A 22,252-nucleotide genomic window follows, 5' to 3' on the forward strand; every position below is an offset into this window, starting at 1 on the left:
GGCGATGATGACGCGCAGCCGTGCTCAGGATCCGAACGTCTGCGGAGTGACCGCCGCCATCGCGGTGATCGACGGCAAGTGGAAGACGAGCCTGCTCTGGCTGCTGGAATCAGGCCCGCACCGGCCCGCTGAACTGCGGCGCCGGCTGCCCGGACTCAGCGAGAAGGTGCTGACGCAGGCGTTGCGCGAGATGGAGGAGGACGGACTGGTGCACCGGGAGGTGCACGACGTACTCCCGCTGAAGACGGTCTACTCGCTGACCGGCTTCGGCCGTGAACTCTCCGGACTCCTCGGCCCCCTCTCCGACTGGGGTCACCGCCGGCTGGAGCGGCTGGCGGCTTCCTGATCACCTGCGTTCAGCTTCGCGGGCGGGCGCGGTGCTGCCAAGTACGCACAAAAAAGTGGGTACGGCCGCCCCCGGTGTCACAGCCGGGTGGGGCTGTCTCGTCTCAAGGGTGGGCGGCGACCGGGCCGCTCGGGAAGGAGCCGCGTGACCCGCACGGAGGAGTTCGAGGAGCTGCGGACGCTGCTGTTCGCCATCGCCTACCGGATTCTCGGCAGCGTCGGCGAGGCGGAGGACGCGGTGCAGGAGACCTGGCTGCGCTGGGAGGGCGTCGGGACGCGCCCGGCGTCCACGAAGGCGTACCTGTCGGCCGTGGTCACCCGGATCTCCATCGACGTCCTGCGCTCGGCACGGGTGCGCCGGGAGCAGTACGTCGGCCCCTGGTTCCCCGAGCCCCTGCTGAACGACCCCTACGAGGACCCGGAGCGGTCGGCGGAGCTGGCGGACTCCCTGTCGATGGCGGCGCTGGTCCTGCTGGAGCGCCTCACCCCGCTGGAGCGGGCGGTGTTCGTGCTGCGGGACGTGTTCGGGTTCGGCTTCCCGGAGATCGCCTCGGCGGTGGACCGCTCGGAGCCGGCGTGCCGTCAGCTGGCGGTACGGGCGCGGCGGCACATGGACGCCGGGCGGCCGAGGTTCGAGGCGGACCGCAAGGAGCGGGAGGCGCTGGCGGAACGGTTCTTCGACGCGTTCCGGGAGGGGGACGTGGACGGGCTGCGGGAGCTGCTGGCCGGCGATGTGCAGATGGCCGGCGACGGCGGCGGCAAGGCTCCGCAGTGGGCGCGGGCCATCATGGGCGCCGAGAACGTGGCGCGGCTGCTGGTCGCGATGGCCCGGCCGTTCGAGCTGATCGGCGTCACGGCCGAGCCGCACGAGGTGAACGGGCAGCCCGGGGTGATCTTCCGGGACCGTGACGGCAAGGTCATCAACATCATGGCGATCGACATCGCCGACGGCCGCGTCCGGGCGATCCGCTCGGTGATCAACCCCGAGAAGCTGACCCACGTGGGCCCGGTGGCGGACGCGTGGGCGGTGATGCGGGAGGCGAACCGGGCCCGCCGGGCGGAGGCGTGATCTGGCTCACGTCCTGTCACAGCCGCCCCGGGCCCGGTGTCTGAAGGCCGGATCCCTGCAATCGGATCCTGCAATCGGATCCCGGCAATCGGATCCCGGCAATCGGATCCCTGCAATCGAGGAGGCATCGTGGCTTTCGTGGCCGAGAACGTCGAGGTCGTGGTCGTGGGAGGCGGGTACGCCGGGGTGATGGCGGCCAACCGGCTCACGCGGCACGGGAACGTGCACGTGACGGTGGTCAACCCGCGGGCGGGCTTCGTCGAGCGGATCCGGCTGCACCAGCTGGTGGGCGGGTCCGACGACGCCGTCGTCGAGTACCGGGAGGTGCTGGCCGAGGAGGTCCGGTTGGTCGTCGACTCCGTCGAGCGGATCGACGCCGCCGGGCGCCGGCTGGAGCTGGCGTCCGGGGGCAGCGTCCCGTACGACTACCTCGTGTACGCCGTCGGCAGCAGCAGCCCCGATCTGGGCGTTCCCGGTGCCGCCGAGTTCGCCCGTCCCATCGCCACCCTCGAGGAGGCGGAGCGGCTGCGGAGCGAGCTGGACGACACGCCCGTCTCCGCCCCGGTCACCGTCGTGGGCGCCGGGCCGCTCGGCATCGAGGTCGCCACCGAGCTGGCGGAGGAGGGGCGGGCCGTCACGCTGGTGTGCGGTGGGGAGCTCGGGCCGTATCTGCACGCGCGCGGGCGGCGTTCGGTGGCGAAGCTGATGGCACGGCTCGGCGTGAGCGTCCTCGACGGGCCCGGCAGCACGGCGGCGGCCGTGACGCGGGACGCCGTACGGCTGGAGGACGGCCGTGAGGTGCCGAGCGCGGTGACGGTCTGGGCCACCGGGTTCGGCGTACCGGATCTCGCCGCCCGCAGCGGGCTGAGCACCGACGCCCTCGGCCGCCTGCTCACCGACGAGACGCTGACCTGCGTCGACGACGCACGGATCGTCGCGGCCGGCGACAGTGCCGCCCCGTCGGACCTGCCGGTGCGGATGAGCTGCCAGGCCGCGATACCCCTCGGCGCGCGGGCCGCGGACACCGTGCTCAGCCGGATCGCGGGGGAGGAGCCGGCGACCCTCAACCAGGTCTTCGCCGGGCAGTGCATCAGCCTCGGACGGAAGGCGGGCATCTTCCAGTTCGCCCGCCGGTACGACGTGGCGGTGTGGTTCCACATCGGCGGCCGGCTCGGCGCGCGGGTCAAGGAGTTCGTGTGCAAGGGCACCGTCGGGCATCTGGCGGGCGAGGCGGCCAAGCCCGGCTCGTACCGCCTGCACAACGTCTCGGGAGGCCCCCGGCGCGGCGAGCAGCTGGCGGCCCGGAGCGCTGACGCCACCGCCGGACACGTGGCCTGACGCGGGCCGCACAGGGGAGAGAACGATCATAAGTGAGCACGTCACCGACCCGGCGACCGAGATCTTCGTCGCCCACCGCAACCTCCTGTTCACCGTCGCCTACGAGATGCTCGGCTCGGCGGCCGACGCGGAGGACGTGCTCCAGGAGACCTGGCTGCGGTGGGTCGAGCTGGACCTGGACCAGGTGCGTGACGCCCGCGCCTACCTGGTCCGGATGACCACCCGGCAGTCGCTCAACCGCCTGCGCACCCTGAAGCGCCGCAAGGAGTCCTACGTCGGCCCCTGGCTGCCCGAGCCGCTGCTCACCTCGCCGGACGTGGCCGAGGACGTCGAACTCGCCGAGAGTGTCTCGATGGCGCTCATGCTCGTCCTGGAGACCCTCTCGCCGACGGAACGCGCCGTCTTCGTCCTGCGGGAGGTCTTCGACGTCGGCTACGACGAGATCGCGGAGGCCGTCGACAAGACTCCCGCGGCCGTACGCCAGATCGCCCACCGGGCCCGGCAGCACGTCGAGGCCCGCCGCCCCCGCGAGGCGGTCTCCGCGAGCCGGACCCGGGCGGCGCTGGAGTCCTTCCGGCGCACCATCGAGACCGGCGACCTCCAGGGCCTGCTCGACGTCCTCGCCCCCGACGTGGTCCTGATGGCCGACGGCGGCGGCGTCAAGCAGGGCGGCGCGGTACGCCCGATCGTCGGTGCCGACCGGGTGAGCCGCTACATCATCGGCGGCGCCGGGAAGGCCAAGTTCACCATCGGCTACGAGCCCTGCGTGGTGAACGGCCACCCGGCCCTCGCCCTCCTGGTGAACGGCGAGACCGACGGCATCATGGCGATCCGCCTGGACGACGACCGCATCAGCGGCCTCTACTACGTCCGCAACCCGCAGAAGCTGACCCACATCGACACGGAGAACCGCCTCACGCTGCGCTGAACACCGCCGGCGCCGCCCCGGCATGACATGGCGCACTATTGCAAGCAGGTGCTTGCAATAGTTAGCGGGGGTGGTGCAAGGTGGGGGCATGGCAACGCTCAACGTCGGCAATCTCGGTGAGTACCTGCGCGAGCAGCGGCGCAACGCCCAGCTCTCGCTGCGGCAGCTCGCTGATGCCGCCGGGGTGTCCAACCCGTATCTGAGCCAGATCGAGCGCGGGCTGCGCAAGCCGAGCGCGGAGGTCCTCCAGCAGGTCGCCAAGGCGCTGCGGATCTCCGCCGAGACGCTGTACGTGCGGGCCGGAATCCTGGACGCCGAGCGGGACCGGGACGAGGTGGAGACGCGCGCCGTCATCCTCGCCGATCCCACGCTGACCGGGCAGCAGAAGCAGGTGCTGCTCCAGATCTACGAGTCCTTCCGCAAGGAGAACGGATTCGCGATAGCGGCGGACGACGACGCCATGACGGGCACCGGCGCCGACCCCGGCGCCGGGCCCGTCCGGCTCGACGACGGCCCCCGCACCCCGGCCGCCGGCAAGGACGCCGGCGCACCGGACACCGAAGACCCGCAGGAGCCGCGGCGGCCGGCCGGCTGAGCCGGGCGACCGGCCGCCGTCGCACGCGCACCGCGGGAACCCCCCCACCCACCCTCATCTGCAGTAATCCCGGGAGGACCAGCAAAATGGCCATCACCGACGACCTCCGCAAGACCCTCAGTGACCCGACCCCGCTCTACTTCGCCGCCGGCACCGCCGACCTGGCCTTCCAGCAGGCCAAGAAGGTCCCCGGCCTGGTCGAGCAGCTGCGTGCCGAGGCCCCGTCCCGGATCGAGGCCGTGCGCAACACCGACCCGAAGGCCGTGCAGGAGAAGGCCGCCGCCCGCGCCAAGGAGGCGCAGACCCGGGTCAAGGAGACGCAGGAGACCCTGCAGTCCAGGGTCAGCGAGTTCATCAGCTCCCTCGACGGGGACCTGAAGAAGCTCAGCACCACCTTCGACGCCGACCTGAAGAAGTTCGGCGAGAGTGCCCAGGACTTCGCGCTGCGCGGGGTCGGCGTGGCCGCCGAGTACGCCGTGAAGGCCCGGGAGACCTACGAGAAGGTCGCCGAGCACGGCGAGCAGGCCGTGCGGACCTGGCGCGGCGAGGCGGCCGAGGAGATCGAGGAGCTCGCCATCGTCGTGGAGCCGAACGCCAAGCCCGTCGAGGTCACGCAGGAGGACAAGCCGGCCGAGGCGAAGCCCGAGGCGACGTCCGCGCCGAAGAAGTCCCCCACCCCCACCCCGAAGAAGACGGCCCCGCGCAAGCCGGCCGCCAAGAAGACGACCCCGCCCGCGAAGTAGTCGGGCCGGGCGATAACCGGACGGGCCGGGCACTTGGCGGGTGCTCGGCCCGTTGACCGGGTAGCGGGCCTGCGGTTGCGGGTACGGTGACCGCGTAGGGACGAGCCGAGTCGGGTGGTGGACGTTGTGCTGATGCAGGGCTTCGCAAACTTCATGTGGCTGCTGAGCATGGCCCTGATCCTTTTCAGCGGTTTCGCGCTGATCGACGCCGCCACGCGCCGCGAGGACGCCTACCGCGCGGCCGACAAGAAGACCAAGCCGTTCTGGCTGATCGTCCTCGGGCTCGCCTTCGTGGTGAACCTGATCTTCAACATCCTGTCGTTCCTGCCGATCATCGGCCTCATCGCGACGATCGTCTACATGGTGGACGTCCGCCCGGCGATCCGCTCCCTGCCCGGCGGCGGCCGCAACACCCGCAGGGGTTCGAGCAGCGACGGCCCCTACGGCCCGTGGAACGGCGGGCGCTGACCCCGCCGGCCCGGAGCGGGCCCCCGCTCAGCGCACCCGGTCCAGCAGCAGCACGGCCACGTCGTCCGTCAGCTCGCCGCCGTTGAGGTCCCGGACCTCGTTCACCGCCGCCCCCAGCAGTGCCTCTCCGCGCAGCCCCTCGGCCAGCTGCCGGCGGACCATGGACACCATCCCGTCCTGGCCCAGCCGCTCCTTGCCCGCGCCGATCCGGCCCTCGATCAGCCCGTCGGTGTAGAGCATCAGGCTCCACTCGGCACCCAGCTCCACCTGCATCCGGGGCCAGCGGGCCCCGGGCAGCAGCCCGAGCGCCGGCCCGTTGTTGTCGTACGGCAGCAGCTGCGCCGCCCTCCCGGGGCGGGCCAGCAGCGGTGAGGGGTGCCCGGCCAGACACAGCCCCGCCCGGCGGCCGTCCGGCGCTATGTCCACCGTGCACAGCGTCGCGAAGATCTCGTCGTCCGACCGCTCGTGCTCCAGCACCTGCTGCAGCGTGCCGAGCAGCTGGTCCCCGCAGAGCCCGGCCAGCGTCAGCGCCCGCCAGGCGATCCGCAGCTCGACACCGAGCGCGGCCTCGTCGGGACCGTGTCCGCAGACGTCGCCGATCATGGCGTGCACCGTGCCGTCCGAGGTGCGGACCACGTCGTAGAAGTCCCCGCCGAGCAGCGCCCGCGACCGGCCCGGCCGGTACCGCGCGGCGAACCGCAGGGGCGAGCCGTCCAGCAGCGGCGTGGGCAGCAGGCCCCGCTCCAGGCGCCGGTTCTCCTGCGCCCGCACCCGCCCCTCGGCGAGCCGGCGCTCCGCGGAGTCGGAGCGCTTGCGCTCCACCGCGTACCGGATCGCGCGGCTCAGCAGCCGGCCGTCCAGCTCGTCGCGGTGGAGATAGTCCTGGGCGCCCACCCGGACCGCCTGCGCGCCGCGCTCGGCGTCGCCGGAGGCGGTGAGGGCGAGGACGGCGTGCCGCGGCGCGAGCTCCAGCACCTGCTTGAGCACGGCGAGCTCGTCGCTGTCGTCGCCGCGGCCCGGTGCGGGCAGCGCCAGGTCCAGCAGGATGCAGTGGACGTCGTCGGTGAGCAGCCGCGCGGCCTCGGTGAGGTTGCGGGCGGTGCGCACCCGGATCGGCCTGCCGGCCCGGTCGTGCAGTTCGGGCAGCACCGTGGAGCCGCCCGGGTCGTCCTCGATGAGCAGCAGCGTCAGCTGGGTGTGGGCGGCGCCGGTGGGGGGCGCGCTCGTCTGCTCGGTGTGCTCGACCGTGGCGTCCTTGCGCGGGGCCTCTCCGGCCGAGGGGCCGCCGACCGTGGGTGCGGCTGTCTGAGCCTGACCACTCTCCACGGCCGGGATCGCTCTCTGCCGCGGTACGGGTACGGGCATCGTCTTGGGTTCCTTCCCTCCCCCCGAGGGCATGGCGGGGACGAGGGACCTCGACCCACCGACGGGGACCATAGCGGTAGTCGGCACCGCAAAGGAATGGTGCAGGCCACGCCGTTCGGCGGCTGGCCACTGTCATATGCCGCGTTCCGTACCGCAGTTGGGCAGGGCGGCGGCCCCCGGGGGATGACGAACGTCACGCCCGCCCCCGGTTTGCCCGGCCGTTGGGGTGCGGTGCGTCACGTGGCCCCGGTCACCCCGGGGCCCGGTATGCGTGACTCCGGTCTCATACGTCCGGTCGTACGACCGCCAGGATCGGCATGGAACCGGCCCCCGCGACGGTCACCGTCCGTCCGGGGCGCGGGGAGTGCACCATCGCGCCGTCGCCGACGTACATCCCGACATGACTGGCGTCGTCGTTGTAGATGATGAGGTCGCCGGGGCGCATCTCGGCGATGTCGATGCGCGGAAGCTGCTTCCACTGCTCCTGCGAGGTGCGCGGAATCGGCACTCCGGCCGCCGCCCAGGCCTGGGAGGTCAGCCCGGAGCAGTCGAAGGTGCCGGGCCCCTCGGCGCCCCATTCGTACGGCTTGCCCAGCTGGGCGGTGGCGTACGCCACGGCCTTCTTGCCCTGCGCGGACGCCTTGCCGTCGGTCTCGTCGAGTATCCCGGAGTCCAGCCAGGCGGTCTGCGCCTGGTGGGCGGCCCGTCGCTCCAGCTCGGCGAGGCGCTCCTTCTCCTCCGCCTCCAGCTCCGACTCCACCTTCTCGGCGGCCTTGATCTGCTTCTTGATCTCCGCCTTCGCCTTGGCCTTGGTCTTGCGGTTGGCCTCCAGCTTCTCCCACTGGGCGGAGGCGTCCTTCGCGTACTGCTCCAAGTCCTGCTGGGTGCGGGTCAGTTCGCGGAGGAGTCCCTTGGTGGCGCGCTCGCCCTGGATCACCCGGCCCGCGCCGTCGAGGAACTCCTGCGGGTCGTCGCTGAGCATCAGGTGCGCCTCGTCGGGCAGTCCGCCGCTGCGGTACTGCGCGGCGGCCGCGGCGCCGGCCCGCTTCTTGAGCTCGTCCACCTTCTTCTGGCCCTTGACGATCTTCTTCGCCAGGGCCACGATCTCGGCGGACTGCTGCTCGGCCTTCTCCTCGGCGGAGTTGTACGCGTCGGTGGCGACGGCGGCGTCGTGATAGAGCCGGTCCAGCTTCTTGCGTACGGCCTCAAGGTCCTTGGTGGTCGCCGGAGTCGGGGTCGCGCTCGGAACCGGTGTCGGGGTCGGACTCGCGAACGCGGTGCCCGGTGCCGCCAGCACGGTCACCGCGCAGACCACGGTGACGGCGGCGGTGATGAGGCTGCGCCTGCCCGTACCCATACCACTTCCCCCAACCTGATTAACCGTCAGTAACTTACGGATGCCTGGGGGATCGTGCCATGCCGCCGCGGAAAACGACAGAGGTCGCGCACCCTGCTGCTTTCCCCCTCTCCCACCCCCGCACGACGATCTCCCCGCCTATGTGACGAACGACATACGCAGTTCGTTCCCCGCAGGTCAGTGCGTCACAGGTGTGCTCGCGCCGGCGTCAACGCCCCCCATGCCACCGTGACTTCGCCCTGCCGCCAGCGCGCCGGCCCGTCCAGCACCGGCCAGTCGGCCGTCAGCTCCCGCACCGCCCGGATCCAGCGCTGCCGGGCGCCGAAGGAGGCGTAGGGCGCGGCGGCGGCCCAGGCCCGGTCGAAGTCCCGCAGGAAGGCGTGGACCGGCTCGCCGGGGACGTTGCGGTGGATCAGCGCCTTCGGCAGCCGCTCGGCGAGGTCCGAGGGCCGCTCCAGCGAGCCGAGCCGGGTCGCGAAGGTCACCGTCCGCGGCCCCTCCGGCCCGAGCGCGACCCACACGTGCCGCCGCCCGATCTCGTCGCAGGTCCCCTCGACCAGCAGCCCGCCCCGCGAGCCGGGGCCGGCCGGGGCCAGCCGCGCGCACAGCCGCTCCCACACGGCGGCGACCTCGGCCTCCTCGTACTGGCGCAGCACATTGGCGGCCCGGATCAGCAGCGGCCGCCCCGGGACCGGGATCTCGAAACCGCCGTGCCGGAAGACCAGCCCCTCGCGCTCATAGGGCCGGGCGGCCGCGACCCGCGCCGGGTCGATCTCGACGCCGGCCACACGCGCGCGGGGCGCGACGGTACGCAGCCGCCCCAGCAGTTCCACGGCCGTCCAGGGCGCGGCGCCGTACCCGAGGTCGACCGCGACGGGGTCGGGGGCCCGCCGCAGCTCGGCGCCGTGCGTCGCCGCGATCCAGCGGTCCATGCGGCGCAGGCGGTTGGGGTTGGTGGTCCCGCGCGTCACCGTTCCCACGGGGCCGGCGGGGGCGCGGGCTGTCATGTCTACGAGGGTATGCGGCTCACCGGGCGAGGTGGCGCCGCCAGTAGGTGGGCCGCCAGTAGTAGAGGACGGTCAGGTCGTCCGGCATCCGGCCCCCGGGCGCCTGCTCGAAGGGGTCCCGGGCGGGGTCGGCCGGGCGGAACCCCGGGTCCACCGGCTCGTCGTCCTTTGGTGGGCGGGCCCGGCGCCGCACCTGCTCGGCCACCGCGCCGGTCCGCCGGTAGTTGGCCTGCGCCTCGATCAGGCTCAGCCCGTGGTTGGGGCCGAAGTCGATGTGCGGGAAGCGCAGCTGGAAGGGGTCCTCCTCCCACCGGCAGACCTCGCAGATCTCGTAGGTCCACAGCTCCAGGAGCGTCAGATGGCCGCAGCAGGGACAGGGGAGCCGCTCGTCGGCGGGTAACAGGAGATCGTCCAGGTCCGGCATGTGCCTGAGGGCAGGGCGGCGGCCGTTGCGCCCGCGCCCTCTTCTCGGGGGTTGCGCAGCCGCCCGTTCCCGGGCCACGCAGCCCCCGTTCCCGGCCCACGCAGCCTGCCGTCGAACGGTTGAGCGACTGGCGGTAATGATTCGGCAAAGAACCCCCGGCCGGAAATGGAGCCGGACCTTCCGGTGTTCACCCCCGTGGAGGGCCCGCACGTCCTCCCTCAGGCATGCCCGCAGCGAGGAGGAACGCCCCGTGAGCCACTACGTCGGCAGGCTCGGGCGTCGCTCCGCGGTGGCACCCCCGCGGTTGCGTCTGCACCGCCGGCCCCGCCGTATCGCGATGCTCTCCGTGCACACCTCACCGCTCCACCAGCCCGGCACCGGCGACGCCGGCGGCATGAACGTGTACATCGTGGAGCTCGCGCAGCGCCTCGCCGCGATCAACATCGAGGTCGAGATCTTCACCCGCGCCACCGCCGCCGCCCTCCCGCCCACCGTGGAGATGGCCCCCGGCGTCCTGGTCCGGCACGTCGACGCGGGCCCCTACGAGGGCCTGGCCAAGGAAGAACTCCCCGCCCAGCTCTGCGCCTTCACCCACGGCGTGATGCAGGCCTGGGCCGGCCACCGCCCCGGCTACTACGACCTCGTGCACTCGCACTACTGGCTCTCCGGCCACGTCGGCTGGCTCGCCGCCCAGCGCTGGGGCACCCCCCTGGTGCACGCCATGCACACCATGGCCAAGGTCAAGAACGCCAACCTCGCCGCGGGCGACACCCCCGAGCCGGCCGCCCGGGTCATCGGCGAGACCCAGATCGTCGCCGCCGCCGACCGGCTCATCGCGAACACCGCGGAGGAGGCCGACGAACTCGTCCGCCACTACCACGCCGAACCCGGCAAGGTCGGCGTGGTCCACCCCGGCGTCAACCTCGACCGCTTCTCGCCCGCCGACGGCCGCGCCGCCGCCCGGGCCCGCCTCGGCCTGCCCCAGGACGCCCTGATCCCGCTCTTCGCGGGCCGCATCCAGCCCCTGAAGGCGCCGGACGTCCTGCTCCGCGCGGTCGCCGTCCTGCTCGACGAACGCCCCGAGCTGCGCTCCCGCATCCTCGTGCCCGTCGTCGGCGGCCCCAGCGGCAGCGGCCTCGCCAAACCCGAGGGCCTGCAGAAGCTGGCGGCCCGCCTCGGCATCGCCGATGTCGTACGGTTCCGCCCGCCCGTCGGCCAGGAACAGCTCGCGGACTGGTTCCGGGCCGCCTCGGTCCTCGTCATGCCCTCCTACAGCGAGTCCTTCGGCCTGGTCGCCATAGAGGCACAGGCGTCCGGTACGCCGGTGCTCGCGGCGGCGGTCGGCGGCCTGCCGGTGGCCGTGCGCGACGGACGGACCGGCTTCCTCGTGCAGGGCCATCAACCGGCCGCCTACGCGCGCGTGCTGCGCGAATTCGCCGACCAGCCGGAGCTGTCCGCCCGGATGGGCGCCGCCGCGGCCCGGCACGCCCAGTCCTTCGGCTGGGACACCGCGGCGGCCGCCACCGCGGACGTCTACACGGCCGCGGCCCAGGCCCACCGCCGTCGCGTACGCTCGCACCATGGGTGATGCGCGGCAGGCCGTCGAGGACTTCCTCCAGGACGCGGAGCTGGAGTGGGAGAGCCCCGACCCCGGCACCTACGTCGTGAAACTCCCCGGCACGCGCAAGCTGTCGACCACGCTCTCCCTGCGGCTCGGCCGTCACTCGCTGTCGCTGAACGCCTTCGTCATCCGCCACCCCGACGAGAACGAACCCGGCGTCCACCGCTGGCTCCTGGAGCGCAACCTCAAGCTGTACGGCGTCAGTTACGCCGTCGACCAGCTCGGCGACGTCTACGTCACCGCCAAGCTGCCCCTCTCGTCCGTCACCCCCGACGAACTCGACCGCCTCCTCGGCCAGACCCTGGAAGCCGCCGACGGCGCCTTCAACACCCTGCTGGAACTGGGCTTCGCGAGCGCCATCCGCAAGGAGTACGAATGGCGGGTCTCCCGGGGCGAGTCCACCCGCAACCTCGACGCCTTCACCCACCTGACCCAGCGTCCGGGCGGGTCGTCCTAGGGGCGCTCACCGTGCCGAGCCCCCGTCCCCGCGTATCTTCCCGGGGTCGTGCCCACCAGCTTGCGGAAGTGGCGGGTGAGATGGGCCTGGTCGTAGAAGCCGGTCGCCGCCGCGACCTCGCCGATCGGGCGGCCGTCCAGGAGGAGGCGGCGGGCGCGGTCGACGCGGCGGGAGTTCAGGTACTGGTGCGGGGCGATGCCGTAGGCGGTGCTGAACGCCCGTACCAGGTGGGCGGGATGGGCCTGGACCAGTCCTGCCGCCTCCTGCAGTGAGAGCCCCTCGACGACCCGTTCGTCGAGGAGTTCGCGCAGACGGCGGGCGAGGGCGGGGCCACCGCGGGCGCCGTCCGCCGGGCCCGCCCGCAGATGCGTGCGCAGCCGCTCCCCGACGAGCGTCAGCCGGCTCTCGGCCTCCAGTTCGTCGCCGGGGCGGGCGAGGGCGGTGTGCAGTTGGCCGACCCGGTGCCGCAGCAGCGGGTCGCGCAGGTCGGGGGTGTCCACGGCGGCCCCGATGAGGTCGGCGGCGAGCCGGGAGGTGTCGAGGTAGAGGACGCGCTTGCGGAAGCCGTGCGGGGTCGCGGGAGCGCCGTTGTGCGGGACGTGCGGCGGCAGCAGCGTCACCGTGCCGTGCGGGGTGCCGTGCTCGTGCCGGTCGAGGTCGTACCGTACGGCGCCGTCGTCGACGATGAGGAGCGTCCACGCCTCATGGACGTGCATCGGATAGGCGTACTCGGTGAAGTGCGCGTGGAAGACCTCGACGACACCCGGGATCCGGGGACGCCAGGCGGTCACCTCGCGCTGAGCGGCCATGCAAAGAACGTACAAGACGCGGCCGTACGGCGGTCGGCAGTCTCGGTCCATGAACGCGACGAACCCGCTCACCGCCGAACCGATCCGCTTCGACACGAAGATCGCCGTGCTGCTGCGCGAGGACCTGGAGCCCTGGCAGCGGCTGAACGTGACCGCGTTCCTCGTCAGCGGCCTGGGCACCCAGGTCCCCGAGGTGATCGGGGAGCCCTACGAGGACGCCGACGGGGTGGCGTACCTGCCGATGTTCCGGCAGCCGGTGCTGGTCTTCCAGGGCTCCAAGGAGACGCTGACGGCGGCCCACGCGCGCGTGCTGTCGCGGGCGCTGCCGCGCGCCCTGTTCACGTCGGACCTGTTCGCCACCGGCAACGACCGGGACAACCGGGCCGCCGTACGGGCCGTGCCGACGCGGGACCTGGACCTGGTGGGGCTGGCCGTGCACGGGCCGCGCAACGCGGTGGACAAGGTGCTGAAGGGGGCCCGGATGCACCCCTGAGGGGCACTCCCGAGCGTCAGGCGGCGGCGGTCTCGGGGCGCGCCGGGGCCGGCGCCGCGGCGGGGGTCTCCGGGGCCGGCAGGCGGCGCATGAGCACGCCGTACCCGATCCCCGCGACGGTCCCGATCACCGCGCACAGCCCCCACAGCCACTCCGCGCCGTACCGGTCGATGACGACCCCGGACATCAGCGGCGCGACCAGCGAGGCGACGGCCCAGGACATGGTGTACATGCCCTGGTAGCGGCCCCGGCCGTGGGTGGGGGAGAGCCGGACGACCAGGCTGGTCTGGGTCGGGGCGTTGACGATCTCCGCGAGGGTCCAGACGCAGACGGTGAGGGCGAACAGACCGACGGACCCGGCGAAGGCGGTCAGCCCGAAGCCGTACCCGGCGAGCACCGAGGAGATCACCAGCAGCCGCCGGGGATCGCGGTGCTCGATGAACCGGGTGACCGGGATCTGCAGGACGACGATCAGCACGCCGTTGACGGCGATGGCCATGCCGTAGTCGGCCGGGGTGAACCCGGCGTCGCCCATGGCGACGGGCAGGCCGATGTAGCCCTGCTGGAAGATGAGGGCGATCAGGAAGGACAGGCCCACGACGCCCATGAACCGCCCGTCCCGCAGCACGGTCCCGAGTCCTACGGCGGACTCCTCCGCCTTCACCGCCTCGGTGCGCTCGGGCCGGGACTCGGGCAGCTTCAGGAAGACGACGATCGCGCAGGCCAGGGTCATGACGCCCTCGGCGAGGAACCCGGCCCGGTAGCTGTACTCGGCGATGAACCCGGCGGCCATGGAGGAGACGGCGAAGCCGAGGTTGATGGCCCAGTAGTTGAGCGAGAACGCGCGCACCCGGTCCTCGGGCCGGACGATGTCGGCCATCATCGCCTGCACGGCGGGCCGGGAGGCGTTGGAGGCCATCCCGACGAGGAAGGCGACGCCGGCGATGGCGGCGGGGTGGTGCACGAACCCCAGCGCGGCCACCGAGACGGCGGTGGCGGTCTGCGAGACCAGCAGCGTGGGCCGCCGCCCGAGCCGGTCGGTCATCACTCCGCCGGCGAGCGAGGAGATGACCCCGCCGAGGCCGTGCAGGGCGACGACGAGACCGGCGTAGGAGGCGGAGTAGCCGCGGTCCAGGGTCAGGTACAGCGCCATGAAGGTGGCGACGAAGCCGCCGAGCCGGTTGACGAGGGTGCTGGTCCACAGCCACCAGAACTCCCGGGGCAGCCCGGAGACGGTCTCCCGGGCGGCACGTCTCAGGGCGGCGACAGACATGGGGATCCCCCGGAGGTGTAAGTGGCGCGAGCGGCCACCACAACTTACGAAGTGCCGGCGGCCGGGGGCCACTCAATTAACAGATCCCGTCAACCGTCCGCCTTCTGGTCGGGGGCGCAAGTGATCAGAAGGTTCGATTACGCTCCTTCTCATGGCCGACGCACCGTACAAGCTGATCCTCCTCCGCCACGGCGAGAGCGAGTGGAACGCGAAGAACCTGTTCACCGGCTGGGTGGACGTCAACCTCAACGAGAAGGGCGAGAAGGAGGCAGTCCGCGGTGGCGAACTCCTGAAGGACGCCGACCTCCTGCCCGACGTGGTCCACACGTCCCTCCAGAAGCGGGCGATCCGTACGGCGCAGCTGGCCCTCGAGGCCGCCGACCGCCACTGGATCCCGGTCCACCGCTCCTGGCGCCTGAACGAACGCCACTACGGCGCCCTCCAGGGCAAGGACAAGGCCCAGACGCTGGCCGAGTTCGGCGAGGAGCAGTTCATGCTCTGGCGCCGCTCCTACGACACCCCGCCGCCGCCGCTCGAGGACGGCGCGGAGTTCTCCCAGTCCGGCGACGCGCGCTACGCCACCATCCCGCCGGAGCTGCGCCCCCGCACGGAGTGCCTCAAGGACGTCGTCGTCCGTATGCTCCCCTACTGGTACGACGGCATCGTCCCCGACCTCCTGGCCGGCCGCACGGTCCTGGTGGCCGCCCACGGCAACAGCCTGCGCGCCCTGGTCAAGCACCTGGACGGCGTCTCGGACGCCGACATCGCGGGTCTGAACATCCCGACGGGCATCCCCCTGTCCTACAGCCTCGACGCCGACTTCAAGCCCCTGAACCCGGGCGGCACCTACCTCGACCCCGAGGCGGCGGCCGCGGCGATCGAGGCCGTGAAGAACCAGGGCAAGAAGAAGTAGCAGCCCTCTCGGAGCAACTCGCTCCAATACCTCGGAGCAAGCCTCCTACCAGCGGTTTCCACCCCTGGTAGGGGGCTTTTTCCCGCGCTAGACGGTCAGCGGCACGGCGTGGATCTCGTCCGCCTTGTGTCCCGCGCGTTCGTGGATGCGCTGCACCGCCTCCGCCGAGGGCGCCTCGGAGAGGCAGTAGACGGTCCCGGACTCCGGGTCCGCCCAGGCCCGCTCGAAGTGGACCCCCTCGTCCCTTTCGATGGCGAGGTCCGCCTTGTGGGCCTCGTGCAGCTGGTCCGACGTGATGCCCTGCATCCCGTGGTGTACGTCCATGAACCGGGCCATGGCACGCCTCCTTCCGGTCCTCCTTCCATGCTGCGCCTCCACCGGCCCGCGAGCACGACGAAGGGCCCCGGCAGCCGCGCCGGGGCCCTTCACCGTCGTAAGCCCTTCACCGTCGTAAGAAGAAAAGCACTCAACCGCACTGGCACGGGTTGCCGGACTGGCAGCCGCACTGGCAGCCCGAGCCGCAGCCGCACGCGCCGATCAGCATCAGGTGCTGGATCTCGGCGGGCTGCTCGGTCGGGCGTTCCTGCGTGGGGTCGGGTGTGGTGCCGGGCGTACTGGGGGAGTCGGCCATGGTCCCTCCTCGTCGAGGCTGGTGCCTGTTCCCCATTGCATGCCCGCTCCACTGGGCGCATCAACGGCGCACGGGGGCTCTCACGCACGCCCCCGAGCGGTGTCAGGCCCCTTCCACGCCCTTCACGGCCGCGATGTCCTGCTGGAGGTTGTCCGCGTGCTCGCCCGTCACCAGGAACACCACACGCTTGGCGACGGCCACCGCGTGGTCGGCGAACCGCTCGTAGTAGCGGCCGAGCAGGGTGACGTCCACGGCGGTCTCGATGCCGTGCTTCCAGCGCTCGTCCATCAGGTGCTGGAAGAGCGTGCGGTGCAGCAGGTCCATCGCGTCGTCGTCGGTCTCCATCTGGAGCGCCAGGTCGACGTCCTTGGTCACGATGACCTCGGCGGCCTTCGCCATCAGCCGCTGCGCGAGCTGGCCCATCTCCAGGATCGTGGCGTGCAGATCGTGCGGAATGGCCCGCTCCGGGTAACGCAGCCGGGTGAGCTTGGCCACGTGCTGGGCCAGGTCGCCGGAGCGCTCCAGGTCGGCGGACATCCGCAGCGAGGTGACCACGATCCGCAGGTCGGTCGCCACCGGCTGCTGGCGGGCGAGCAGGGCTATCGCCCGCGCCTCCAGGTCGTGCTGGAGGTCGTCGACCTTCTGGTCGGCCTCGATCACGCTTTCGGCCAGCTTCAGGTCGGAATCGAGGATCGACGTCGTGGCGCGTCCGATCGCCGACCCGACCAGGCGGGCCATCTCCACCAGGCTGTCGCTGATCGAGTCAAGTTCCTCGTGGTACGCGTCCCGCATGAGGGTTCCCTCTCGTACGTGTTTCTTGGGGTTCCGGGGGCCGGGGCCAGTGTGCACGTCCTGCTGAACCGGCGCTATCGCACCCCACGCTCTCACCGTCCGACCTGCACGCGTCCGTTTCTGCCACCCCAAATGAACCATTGCTGGCACCAAGGTGAACTCTGGGCGACGAGTGTTCGAGCTCGCACTCGGATGGCTGTGGCCTGGACCGAACCCGTGCCTAACCTGGATGCATGGACGTGAACGCGGCGGTCGCCGCAGCGGCAGCGATTGCCGGGGTACTCACCGGCGTGGTCGCCATGCTGGCGTTCCGCTGGAGCGAACGCGACCAAGCGCGACCCACCAGAACCTCCCTGCACACCGATCCGGTACTGCCCCCCGGCGTCGACACGGTCCTGTCCGTGCTCCGCTCCTCCGCGGTCGTACTGGACGAGGCCGACGCCGTCGTCAAGGCCAGCTCCGCCGCGTACGCCCTCGGGCTGGTGCGCGGCGGACGGCTCTCCGTGGAACCGATGCTCCAGATGGCCCGGGACACCCGGCGCGACGGCGAGATACGCCAGGTCGAGCTGGACCTGCCCCGGCGCGGCAGCGGCCGCGGCGAGGCCCTCGCGGTCTCCGCCCGGGTGGCGCCGCTCGGCTCCCGCCTGGTGCTGCTGCTCGTCGAGGACCTCACCGAGGCCCGGCGGATAGAGGCGGTACGGCGCGACTTCGTCGCCAATGTCAGCCATGAGCTCAAGACCCCCGTGGGCGCTCTCTCCCTGCTGTCCGAGGCCGTCATGGACGCCTCCGACGACCCGGAGGCCGTGGAGCGCTTCGCGGGGCGCATGCAGATCGAGGCGACCCGGCTCACCAACCTCGTCCAGGAGCTGATCGACCTCTCCCGGGTGCAGAACGACGACCCGCTGGATGACGCCGAGCCTGTGCGCGTGGACGAACTGGTGGCCGAGGCCGTCGACCGCTGCCGGCACGCCGCCGGCACCAAGCAGATCACCATGGCGGCCGGCGGCACCGCCGACCTGAGCATCTGGGGCCACCGCGGCCAGCTCGCCGCGGCCCTCGGCAACCTCGTCGAGAACGCCGTCAACTACTCGCCCGCCCGGACCCGGGTCGGGATCGCCGCACGCCGGCTGACCGCACCGGGCGGCGACCATATCGAGATCGCCGTGACCGATCAGGGCATCGGCATCTCCGACAAGGACAAGGAGCGCATCTTCGAGCGCTTCTACCGCGTCGACCCGGCCCGTTCCCGCGCCACCGGTGGCACGGGGCTCGGGCTGGCGATCGTCAAGCACGTGGCCGCCTCGCACGGCGGGGAGGTCACGGTGTGGAGTTCCGAGGGACAGGGCTCCACGTTCACCCTGAGACTGCCGGAGGCGGGCGCGGCCCGCGACCGAGCTCAGCAGCATCCCGTCCTCGACGCCGAGGCCGGGCGCCCCGCCGATCCGTCCCACGACACACCCCCCGAGTCAGCCGCGTACCAGACGCTTTCCGCCCCGGAGGTCCATCCGTGACCCGAGTGCTCGTCGTCGAGGACGAGGAATCCTTCTCAGACGCCCTGTCGTACATGCTCCGCAAGGAGGGCTTCGAGGTCGCCGTCGCGTCCACCGGGCCCGACGGTCTCGACGAGTTCGAGCGCAACGGCGCCGACCTCGTCCTGCTCGACCTGATGCTGCCCGGCCTGCCGGGCACCGAAGTCTGCCGCCAGCTGCGCGGCCGCTCCAACGTCCCCGTCATCATGGTGACCGCCAAGGACAGCGAGATCGACAAGGTCGTCGGCCTGGAGATAGGAGCCGACGACTATGTCACCAAGCCGTTCTCGTCCCGGGAGCTGGTCGCCCGGATCCGGGCCGTCCTGCGCCGCCGCGGCGAGCCCGAGGAGGTCACCCCGGCCGCCCTGGAGGCGGGTCCGGTCCGCATGGACGTCGACCGCCACGTGGTCACGGTCTCCGGCTCGAAGGTCGACCTCCCGCTCAAGGAGTTCGACCTCCTGGAGATGCTCCTGCGCAACGCGGGCCGCGTCCTGACCCGGATGCAGCTCATCGACCGGGTCTGGGGCGCCGACTACGTCGGCGACACCAAGACCCTCGACGTCCACGTCAAGCGCCTGCGCGCGAAGATCGAACCGGACCCGGGCGCGCCGCGGTACCTGGTGACGGTGCGGGGGCTGGGCTACAAGTTCGAGCCGTAAGCCGTCTGACGGCGGTACGACGAAGGGCGGGACCCCTCAGGGGGCCCCGCCCTTCTCCGTCGTACGGCCGCTCAGTGGCCGGCCGCGGCGTGCGACTCCGTGGCCGAGGCCGAGGCGGCGTCGGCCGGGGTGCCGGTGGCGCCCTCGGCCGGCTCGCCGGTGGCCTCACCCGTGGCCTCGCCGGTCGCCTCGCCCGTCGGCTCCGTCGTCGGGGACGCGGTGTCCTCACCCGGCGCGTTCGGGACCTCGGTGGGGCCCCAGCCGGTGAAGTAGCTCTCGGCCGGGACGACGAAGGCGCGCAGGGACACGTCGCCGGTCTCGCTGAAGGTGAAGGTCATCGGCTGGGCGTTGCCGTCCTTGACGTTCTCCGGCGTGCCGGAGAGCAGGGCGGAGGCGTTGCCCGAGCCACCGAGGGTGAGCGAGCCGCCGGCCGGGATGGACAGGCTCTTGCCCTTGGCGGGCTTGAGCTCCAGGGGCTCGTCCGCCCCCTCGATGGTGATCGACTCCAGGGTCTGGGCGCGGGTGCCCTCGTTGAAGAGGGTCGCGGCGACCACGGCCGGGTCGCTCGCCTCGGGGTCCGGCTGCGTGATGATCACGGCGTTCTGGACCTTGATGTCGCCGACCGTGGTGGCGGCGTTGTCCGGCTTGACTTCCAGGGTCTGTGCGTTGTTGCCGGCTCCGCACGCGGCGAGCGGAAGAATCGAGAACGTGATGGCGGCGGCGGCGATGACGCCGCGTCGAAGGCTGCTGCTCACGGCGGCGGCAACTCCTTGACTCGAACGGGGCGGGCGCATAAAGCCGCCCTAAGTGTCTGTCAGCGCGCTTAGGTTACCGAGCCGTTCCGGCCCCGCCGCACCCGACCCTCCCCTGGACCCCACAAGAGTCTCCGGCCGGCCCCGCGGAAGCGTCCCGCTTCACCGGTCCCGTCGCTCACAAGTGACCCACGAGTCACTTTGGCTCCGCGGCTGTCTGCCATTCACATAAGTCCCGTGGGCATACCCACGACACAGGCGCGCGAAATTTCCGTGAAGGAATGCGCGACCCTCCGGAAATTGATCACCGACCGTGCTCGCCGACCCCTCGTGATCAATTCCGGAATCGTCCGGTACCCGCCTCCGGCCACCGAACGGAGTAGCGGAAGTCGCACACATGGAACCGGACATATCAGGATGTTCGGCCGCTTGACGGCGCCTCCGGATGTGTGTGACGGCCGCGTTTCACCTCGCCCGGAGAGCCGCTCCGACCTGCGAATTTCTTGTTCCGGTCAGCCCGCGCAGCACGTTCCTGTCGCTGTTGTCAAGCCCCGAGATATGCCCTGACCTGCGAAAACGCCATTCAGAAGCTGCCGTTTCCGTGTTACTCTGGATAGCCACGGAAGGGGTACCTGTCACATGACGTTCAAGGTTGGCGACACCGTGGTCTATCCCCATCACGGGGCCGCGCTGATCGAGGCCATCGAAACTCGCCAGATCAAAGGCGTGGACAAGACCTACTTGGTGCTGAAGGTCGCCCAGGGTGACCTGACGGTACGTGTGCCAGCGGACAATGCGGAGTTCGTCGGCGTGCGTGATGTGGTCGGCCAGGACGGGCTGGACCGGGTCTTCGAGGTGCTTCGCGCGCCGTACGCCGAGGAGCCCACGAACTGGTCTCGTCGTTACAAGGCAAATCTGGAGAAGCTCGCCTCCGGCGATGTCATCAAGGTCGCGGAAGTCGTGCGTGACCTGTGGCGTCGTGAGCGTGAGCGCGGACTGTCCGCCGGTGAGAAGCGCATGCTCGCCAAGGCCCGCCAGATCCTGGTGAGCGAGCTCGCCCTCGCGGAGAACACCAACGAGGACAAGGCCGAGGCGCTCCTCGACGAGGTCCTCGCGTCCTGACGCCCGCAGCCAGCAGGCTCAGCCACTCAGCACATTGAAATGCCGCGGTGCCCGATGACATATCCACTGTCGCCGGGCGCTGCGGCATGTTCGCTGGTGCGTGCCGTCTCACGCCGTGCACTTCCTCGTGCACTCCTCGGGGGGAGGTTCCCCCGATACTTGGCGTGCCGGGCCCGGGCAGCTGGCTCGACCAGGGTCACGGAAGGGTCCGGTCAAGGCGTCGCGCCCGGCACTGCCCAGGCCATACCCACGCCAGGCCAGCACACAAACCTGACAGGAACCGATGTCTGACGAATCGCGCCCTTCGCCCGCGCAGGCCCGTGCGACCACCCCCACGGCTGCCGTGATCCCGGCCGCCGGCCGCGGTGTACGCCTCGGTCCCGGCGCCCCCAAGGCACTGCGCTCGCTGGGCGGCACTCCCATGCTGATCCACGCGGTGCGCGCCATGGCCGCCTCCCGAGCCGTCTCCCTGGTCGTCGTCGTGGCCCCGCCCGAGGGCGCCGCCGAGGTGAAGTCCCTGCTCGACGCGCACGCCCTGCCGGAGCGCACCGACTTCCTGGTGGTCCCCGGCGGTGACTCCCGCCAGGAGTCGGTGAAGCGGGGCCTGGACGCGCTGCCGCCCGAGTACGGCATCGTCCTCGTGCACGACGCGGCCCGCCCGCTCGTCCCGGTGGACACCGTCGACGGCGTCATCGAGGCCGTACGGGACGGCGCCGGCGCGGTGGTCCCCGCGCTGCCGCTCGCGGACACCGTCAAGGAGGTCGAGCCGGCCGGCGAGGACGAGCCCGAGCGGGTCGTCGCCACCCCGGACCGGGCCCGGCTGCGCGCGGTGCAGACCCCGCAGGGCTTCGACCGGACGACCCTGGTCCGCGCCCACGAGACGGTCACCGACCGCGTCACCGACGACGCCGGCATGGTCGAACAGCTCGGCCTCCAGGTCGTGGTGGTCCCCGGCCACGAGGAGGCCTTCAAGGTCACCCGCCCGCTGGACCTGGTCCTCGCCGAGGCGGTCCTGGCGCGCCGGAGGCTCAACGATGGCTTCTGAGGCACCCCTGCTGCCCCAGGTCGGCATCGGCACCGACATCCACGCCTTCGAGGAGGGCCGCGAGCTGTGGTGCGCGGGCCTGAAGTGGGAGGGCGAGGGGACCGGGCTCGCCGGTCACTCCGACGCGGACGTCGTCGCGCACGCCGCGTGCAACGCGCTCTTCTCCGCGGCGGGCCTCGGCGACCTGGGACAGCACTTCGGCACGGGGCGGCCCGAGTGGTCGGGCGCCTCCGGCGTCGTCCTGCTCACCGAGGCCGCGCGCATCGTCCGCGCGGCCGGCTTCACCATCGGCAACATCGCGGTCCAGGTCGTCGGGCCCCGCCCGAAGATCGGCAAGCGCCGCGAGGAGGCCCAGAAGGTCCTCTCGGAGGCGGCGGGCGCGCCGGTCTCCGTCTCGGGGGCGACGACGGACGGACTGGGGTTCCCCGGTAGGGGTGAAGGGCTGATGGCGGTGGCGACGGCGCTGGTGGCCAGAACACCGGGCTGACAGTTGTCCACAACCGTCGGAGGCACCCGC

At 71.7% G+C, this 22,252-nt stretch carries 26 protein-coding genes; 16 read left to right on the forward strand and 10 right to left on the reverse strand.

Going from position 1 to position 22,252, the window contains the following annotated elements; all coding sequences use genetic code 11:
- The first annotated feature begins 7 nt into the window (after positions 1-7).
- The 7 genes from ACWD1Z_RS10230 (at position 8) to ACWD1Z_RS10260 (ending at position 5,486) form a co-directional block, all read left to right on the forward strand.
- A complete protein-coding gene (locus ACWD1Z_RS10230) occupies positions 8-346 on the forward strand; it encodes a winged helix-turn-helix transcriptional regulator (RefSeq protein WP_451117270.1) in 339 nt (112 codons plus the stop codon).
- Positions 347-490: 144 nt separating this feature from the next.
- Positions 491-1,414: an RNA polymerase sigma-70 factor gene (locus tag ACWD1Z_RS10235; protein ID WP_451117272.1), complete on the forward strand. Its 924-nt coding sequence runs from the start codon at positions 491-493 to the stop codon at positions 1,412-1,414.
- Between the two features lie 138 nt (positions 1,415-1,552).
- Complete coding sequence (locus ACWD1Z_RS10240; protein WP_451117843.1) at positions 1,553-2,752, forward strand: NAD(P)/FAD-dependent oxidoreductase; 1,200 nt, start codon at positions 1,553-1,555, stop codon at positions 2,750-2,752.
- Positions 2,753-2,780: 28 nt separating this feature from the next.
- Positions 2,781-3,680, forward strand: coding sequence for an RNA polymerase sigma-70 factor (locus ACWD1Z_RS10245; RefSeq protein ID WP_451117845.1), 900 nt, complete (start codon positions 2,781-2,783; stop codon positions 3,678-3,680).
- 88 nt (positions 3,681-3,768) lie between these two features.
- Complete coding sequence (locus ACWD1Z_RS10250) at positions 3,769-4,275, forward strand: helix-turn-helix domain-containing protein (RefSeq protein ID WP_451117274.1); 507 nt, start codon at positions 3,769-3,771, stop codon at positions 4,273-4,275.
- A gap of 86 nt (positions 4,276-4,361) precedes the next feature.
- Positions 4,362-5,018, forward strand: a complete 657-nt coding sequence (locus tag ACWD1Z_RS10255; protein ID WP_451117275.1) for a hypothetical protein — start codon at positions 4,362-4,364, stop codon at positions 5,016-5,018.
- Positions 5,019-5,150: 132 nt separating this feature from the next.
- Complete coding sequence (locus tag ACWD1Z_RS10260) at positions 5,151-5,486, forward strand: DUF2516 family protein (RefSeq protein ID WP_389418053.1); 336 nt, start codon at positions 5,151-5,153, stop codon at positions 5,484-5,486.
- A gap of 27 nt (positions 5,487-5,513) precedes the next feature.
- On the opposite strand, the gene ACWD1Z_RS10265 is transcribed toward ACWD1Z_RS10260, so the two are convergent.
- The 4 genes from ACWD1Z_RS10265 to ACWD1Z_RS10280 form a co-directional block, all read right to left on the reverse strand.
- Positions 5,514-6,851: a PP2C family protein-serine/threonine phosphatase gene (locus ACWD1Z_RS10265; protein WP_451117277.1), complete on the reverse strand. Its 1,338-nt coding sequence runs from the start codon at positions 6,849-6,851 to the stop codon at positions 5,514-5,516.
- A 283-nt stretch (positions 6,852-7,134) separates the two neighbouring features.
- Complete coding sequence (locus ACWD1Z_RS10270; protein WP_451117279.1) at positions 7,135-8,208, reverse strand: C40 family peptidase; 1,074 nt, start codon at positions 8,206-8,208, stop codon at positions 7,135-7,137.
- Positions 8,209-8,393: 185 nt separating this feature from the next.
- Positions 8,394-9,215, reverse strand: coding sequence for a class I SAM-dependent methyltransferase (locus tag ACWD1Z_RS10275; protein ID WP_451117281.1), 822 nt, complete (start codon positions 9,213-9,215; stop codon positions 8,394-8,396).
- A 19-nt stretch (positions 9,216-9,234) separates the two neighbouring features.
- Positions 9,235-9,639: a CPCC family cysteine-rich protein gene (locus ACWD1Z_RS10280; protein ID WP_451117282.1), complete on the reverse strand. Its 405-nt coding sequence runs from the start codon at positions 9,637-9,639 to the stop codon at positions 9,235-9,237.
- Between the two features lie 250 nt (positions 9,640-9,889).
- Between ACWD1Z_RS10280 and mshA the strand changes: the two genes are divergently transcribed.
- The gene (gene mshA, locus ACWD1Z_RS10285) at positions 9,890-11,227 is read left to right on the forward strand and encodes a D-inositol-3-phosphate glycosyltransferase (protein WP_451117284.1); all 1,338 of its coding nucleotides are present in this window, start codon (positions 9,890-9,892) and stop codon (positions 11,225-11,227) included.
- Positions 11,220-11,717 carry a YbjN domain-containing protein gene (locus tag ACWD1Z_RS10290; protein WP_451117286.1) on the forward strand — a complete coding sequence of 166 codons (498 nt, stop codon included), beginning with the start codon at positions 11,220-11,222 and terminating at the stop codon, positions 11,715-11,717. Before mshA ends, ACWD1Z_RS10290 begins: the two co-directional genes overlap by 8 nt.
- Here ACWD1Z_RS10290 and ACWD1Z_RS10295 read toward each other — a convergent pair.
- Positions 11,714-12,526, reverse strand: coding sequence for an AraC family transcriptional regulator (locus ACWD1Z_RS10295; protein ID WP_451117288.1), 813 nt, complete (start codon positions 12,524-12,526; stop codon positions 11,714-11,716). The genes ACWD1Z_RS10290 and ACWD1Z_RS10295 overlap by 4 nt on opposite strands.
- 49 nt (positions 12,527-12,575) lie before the next feature.
- On the opposite strand from ACWD1Z_RS10295, the gene ACWD1Z_RS10300 reads away from it, so the two are divergent.
- Complete coding sequence (locus ACWD1Z_RS10300) at positions 12,576-13,019, forward strand: DUF2000 domain-containing protein (protein ID WP_308293237.1); 444 nt, start codon at positions 12,576-12,578, stop codon at positions 13,017-13,019.
- A gap of 16 nt (positions 13,020-13,035) precedes the next feature.
- Here ACWD1Z_RS10300 and ACWD1Z_RS10305 read toward each other — a convergent pair whose 3' ends face one another.
- Positions 13,036-14,292 (reverse strand): MDR family MFS transporter, encoded by a 1,257-nt coding sequence (locus tag ACWD1Z_RS10305; RefSeq protein WP_451117290.1) that lies wholly within the window; start codon positions 14,290-14,292, stop codon positions 13,036-13,038.
- Positions 14,293-14,443: 151 nt separating this feature from the next.
- Between ACWD1Z_RS10305 and ACWD1Z_RS10310 the strand changes: the two genes are divergently transcribed.
- Positions 14,444-15,205: a phosphoglyceromutase gene (locus tag ACWD1Z_RS10310; RefSeq protein WP_451117292.1), complete on the forward strand. Its 762-nt coding sequence runs from the start codon at positions 14,444-14,446 to the stop codon at positions 15,203-15,205.
- Positions 15,206-15,292: 87 nt separating this feature from the next.
- On the opposite strand, the gene ACWD1Z_RS10315 is transcribed toward ACWD1Z_RS10310, so the two are convergent.
- From ACWD1Z_RS10315 to phoU, 3 genes are all read right to left on the reverse strand, one after another.
- The gene (locus ACWD1Z_RS10315) at positions 15,293-15,541 is read right to left on the reverse strand and encodes an SCO4226 family nickel-binding protein (RefSeq protein ID WP_451117294.1); all 249 of its coding nucleotides are present in this window, start codon (positions 15,539-15,541) and stop codon (positions 15,293-15,295) included.
- Positions 15,542-15,671: 130 nt separating this feature from the next.
- Positions 15,672-15,836: a hypothetical protein gene (locus ACWD1Z_RS10320; RefSeq protein ID WP_451117295.1), complete on the reverse strand. Its 165-nt coding sequence runs from the start codon at positions 15,834-15,836 to the stop codon at positions 15,672-15,674.
- A 102-nt stretch (positions 15,837-15,938) separates the two neighbouring features.
- Positions 15,939-16,628 (reverse strand): phosphate signaling complex protein PhoU, encoded by a 690-nt coding sequence (phoU, locus tag ACWD1Z_RS10325; RefSeq protein WP_351982500.1) that lies wholly within the window; start codon positions 16,626-16,628, stop codon positions 15,939-15,941.
- Positions 16,629-16,861: 233 nt separating this feature from the next.
- Between phoU and ACWD1Z_RS10330 the strand changes: the two genes are divergently transcribed.
- On the forward strand, positions 16,862-18,139 hold the full coding sequence (locus ACWD1Z_RS10330) for a sensor histidine kinase (RefSeq protein ID WP_451117297.1): 1,278 nt from the start codon (positions 16,862-16,864) through the stop codon (positions 18,137-18,139).
- Positions 18,136-18,816: a response regulator transcription factor gene (locus tag ACWD1Z_RS10335; protein ID WP_127179272.1), complete on the forward strand. Its 681-nt coding sequence runs from the start codon at positions 18,136-18,138 to the stop codon at positions 18,814-18,816. Before ACWD1Z_RS10330 ends, ACWD1Z_RS10335 begins: the two co-directional genes overlap by 4 nt.
- A 71-nt stretch (positions 18,817-18,887) precedes the next feature.
- Here ACWD1Z_RS10335 and ACWD1Z_RS10340 read toward each other — a convergent pair whose 3' ends face one another.
- A complete protein-coding gene (locus ACWD1Z_RS10340) occupies positions 18,888-19,571 on the reverse strand; it encodes a DUF461 domain-containing protein (protein ID WP_451117300.1) in 684 nt (227 codons plus the stop codon).
- A gap of 636 nt (positions 19,572-20,207) precedes the next feature.
- Here ACWD1Z_RS10340 and ACWD1Z_RS10345 point away from each other — a divergent pair.
- The 3 genes from ACWD1Z_RS10345 (at position 20,208) to ispF (ending at position 22,222) form a co-directional block, all read left to right on the forward strand.
- Complete coding sequence (locus tag ACWD1Z_RS10345; protein WP_003953493.1) at positions 20,208-20,690, forward strand: CarD family transcriptional regulator; 483 nt, start codon at positions 20,208-20,210, stop codon at positions 20,688-20,690.
- Positions 20,691-20,973: 283 nt separating this feature from the next.
- The gene (gene ispD, locus ACWD1Z_RS10350) at positions 20,974-21,735 is read left to right on the forward strand and encodes a 2-C-methyl-D-erythritol 4-phosphate cytidylyltransferase (RefSeq protein WP_451117302.1); all 762 of its coding nucleotides are present in this window, start codon (positions 20,974-20,976) and stop codon (positions 21,733-21,735) included.
- A complete protein-coding gene (gene ispF, locus ACWD1Z_RS10355) occupies positions 21,725-22,222 on the forward strand; it encodes a 2-C-methyl-D-erythritol 2,4-cyclodiphosphate synthase (protein ID WP_451117304.1) in 498 nt (165 codons plus the stop codon). The genes ispD and ispF overlap by 11 nt, the downstream gene beginning before the upstream one ends.
- The last annotated feature ends 30 nt before the right edge of the window (positions 22,223-22,252 follow it).

The organism is Streptomyces sp. NPDC002784 (genome assembly GCF_053592135.1).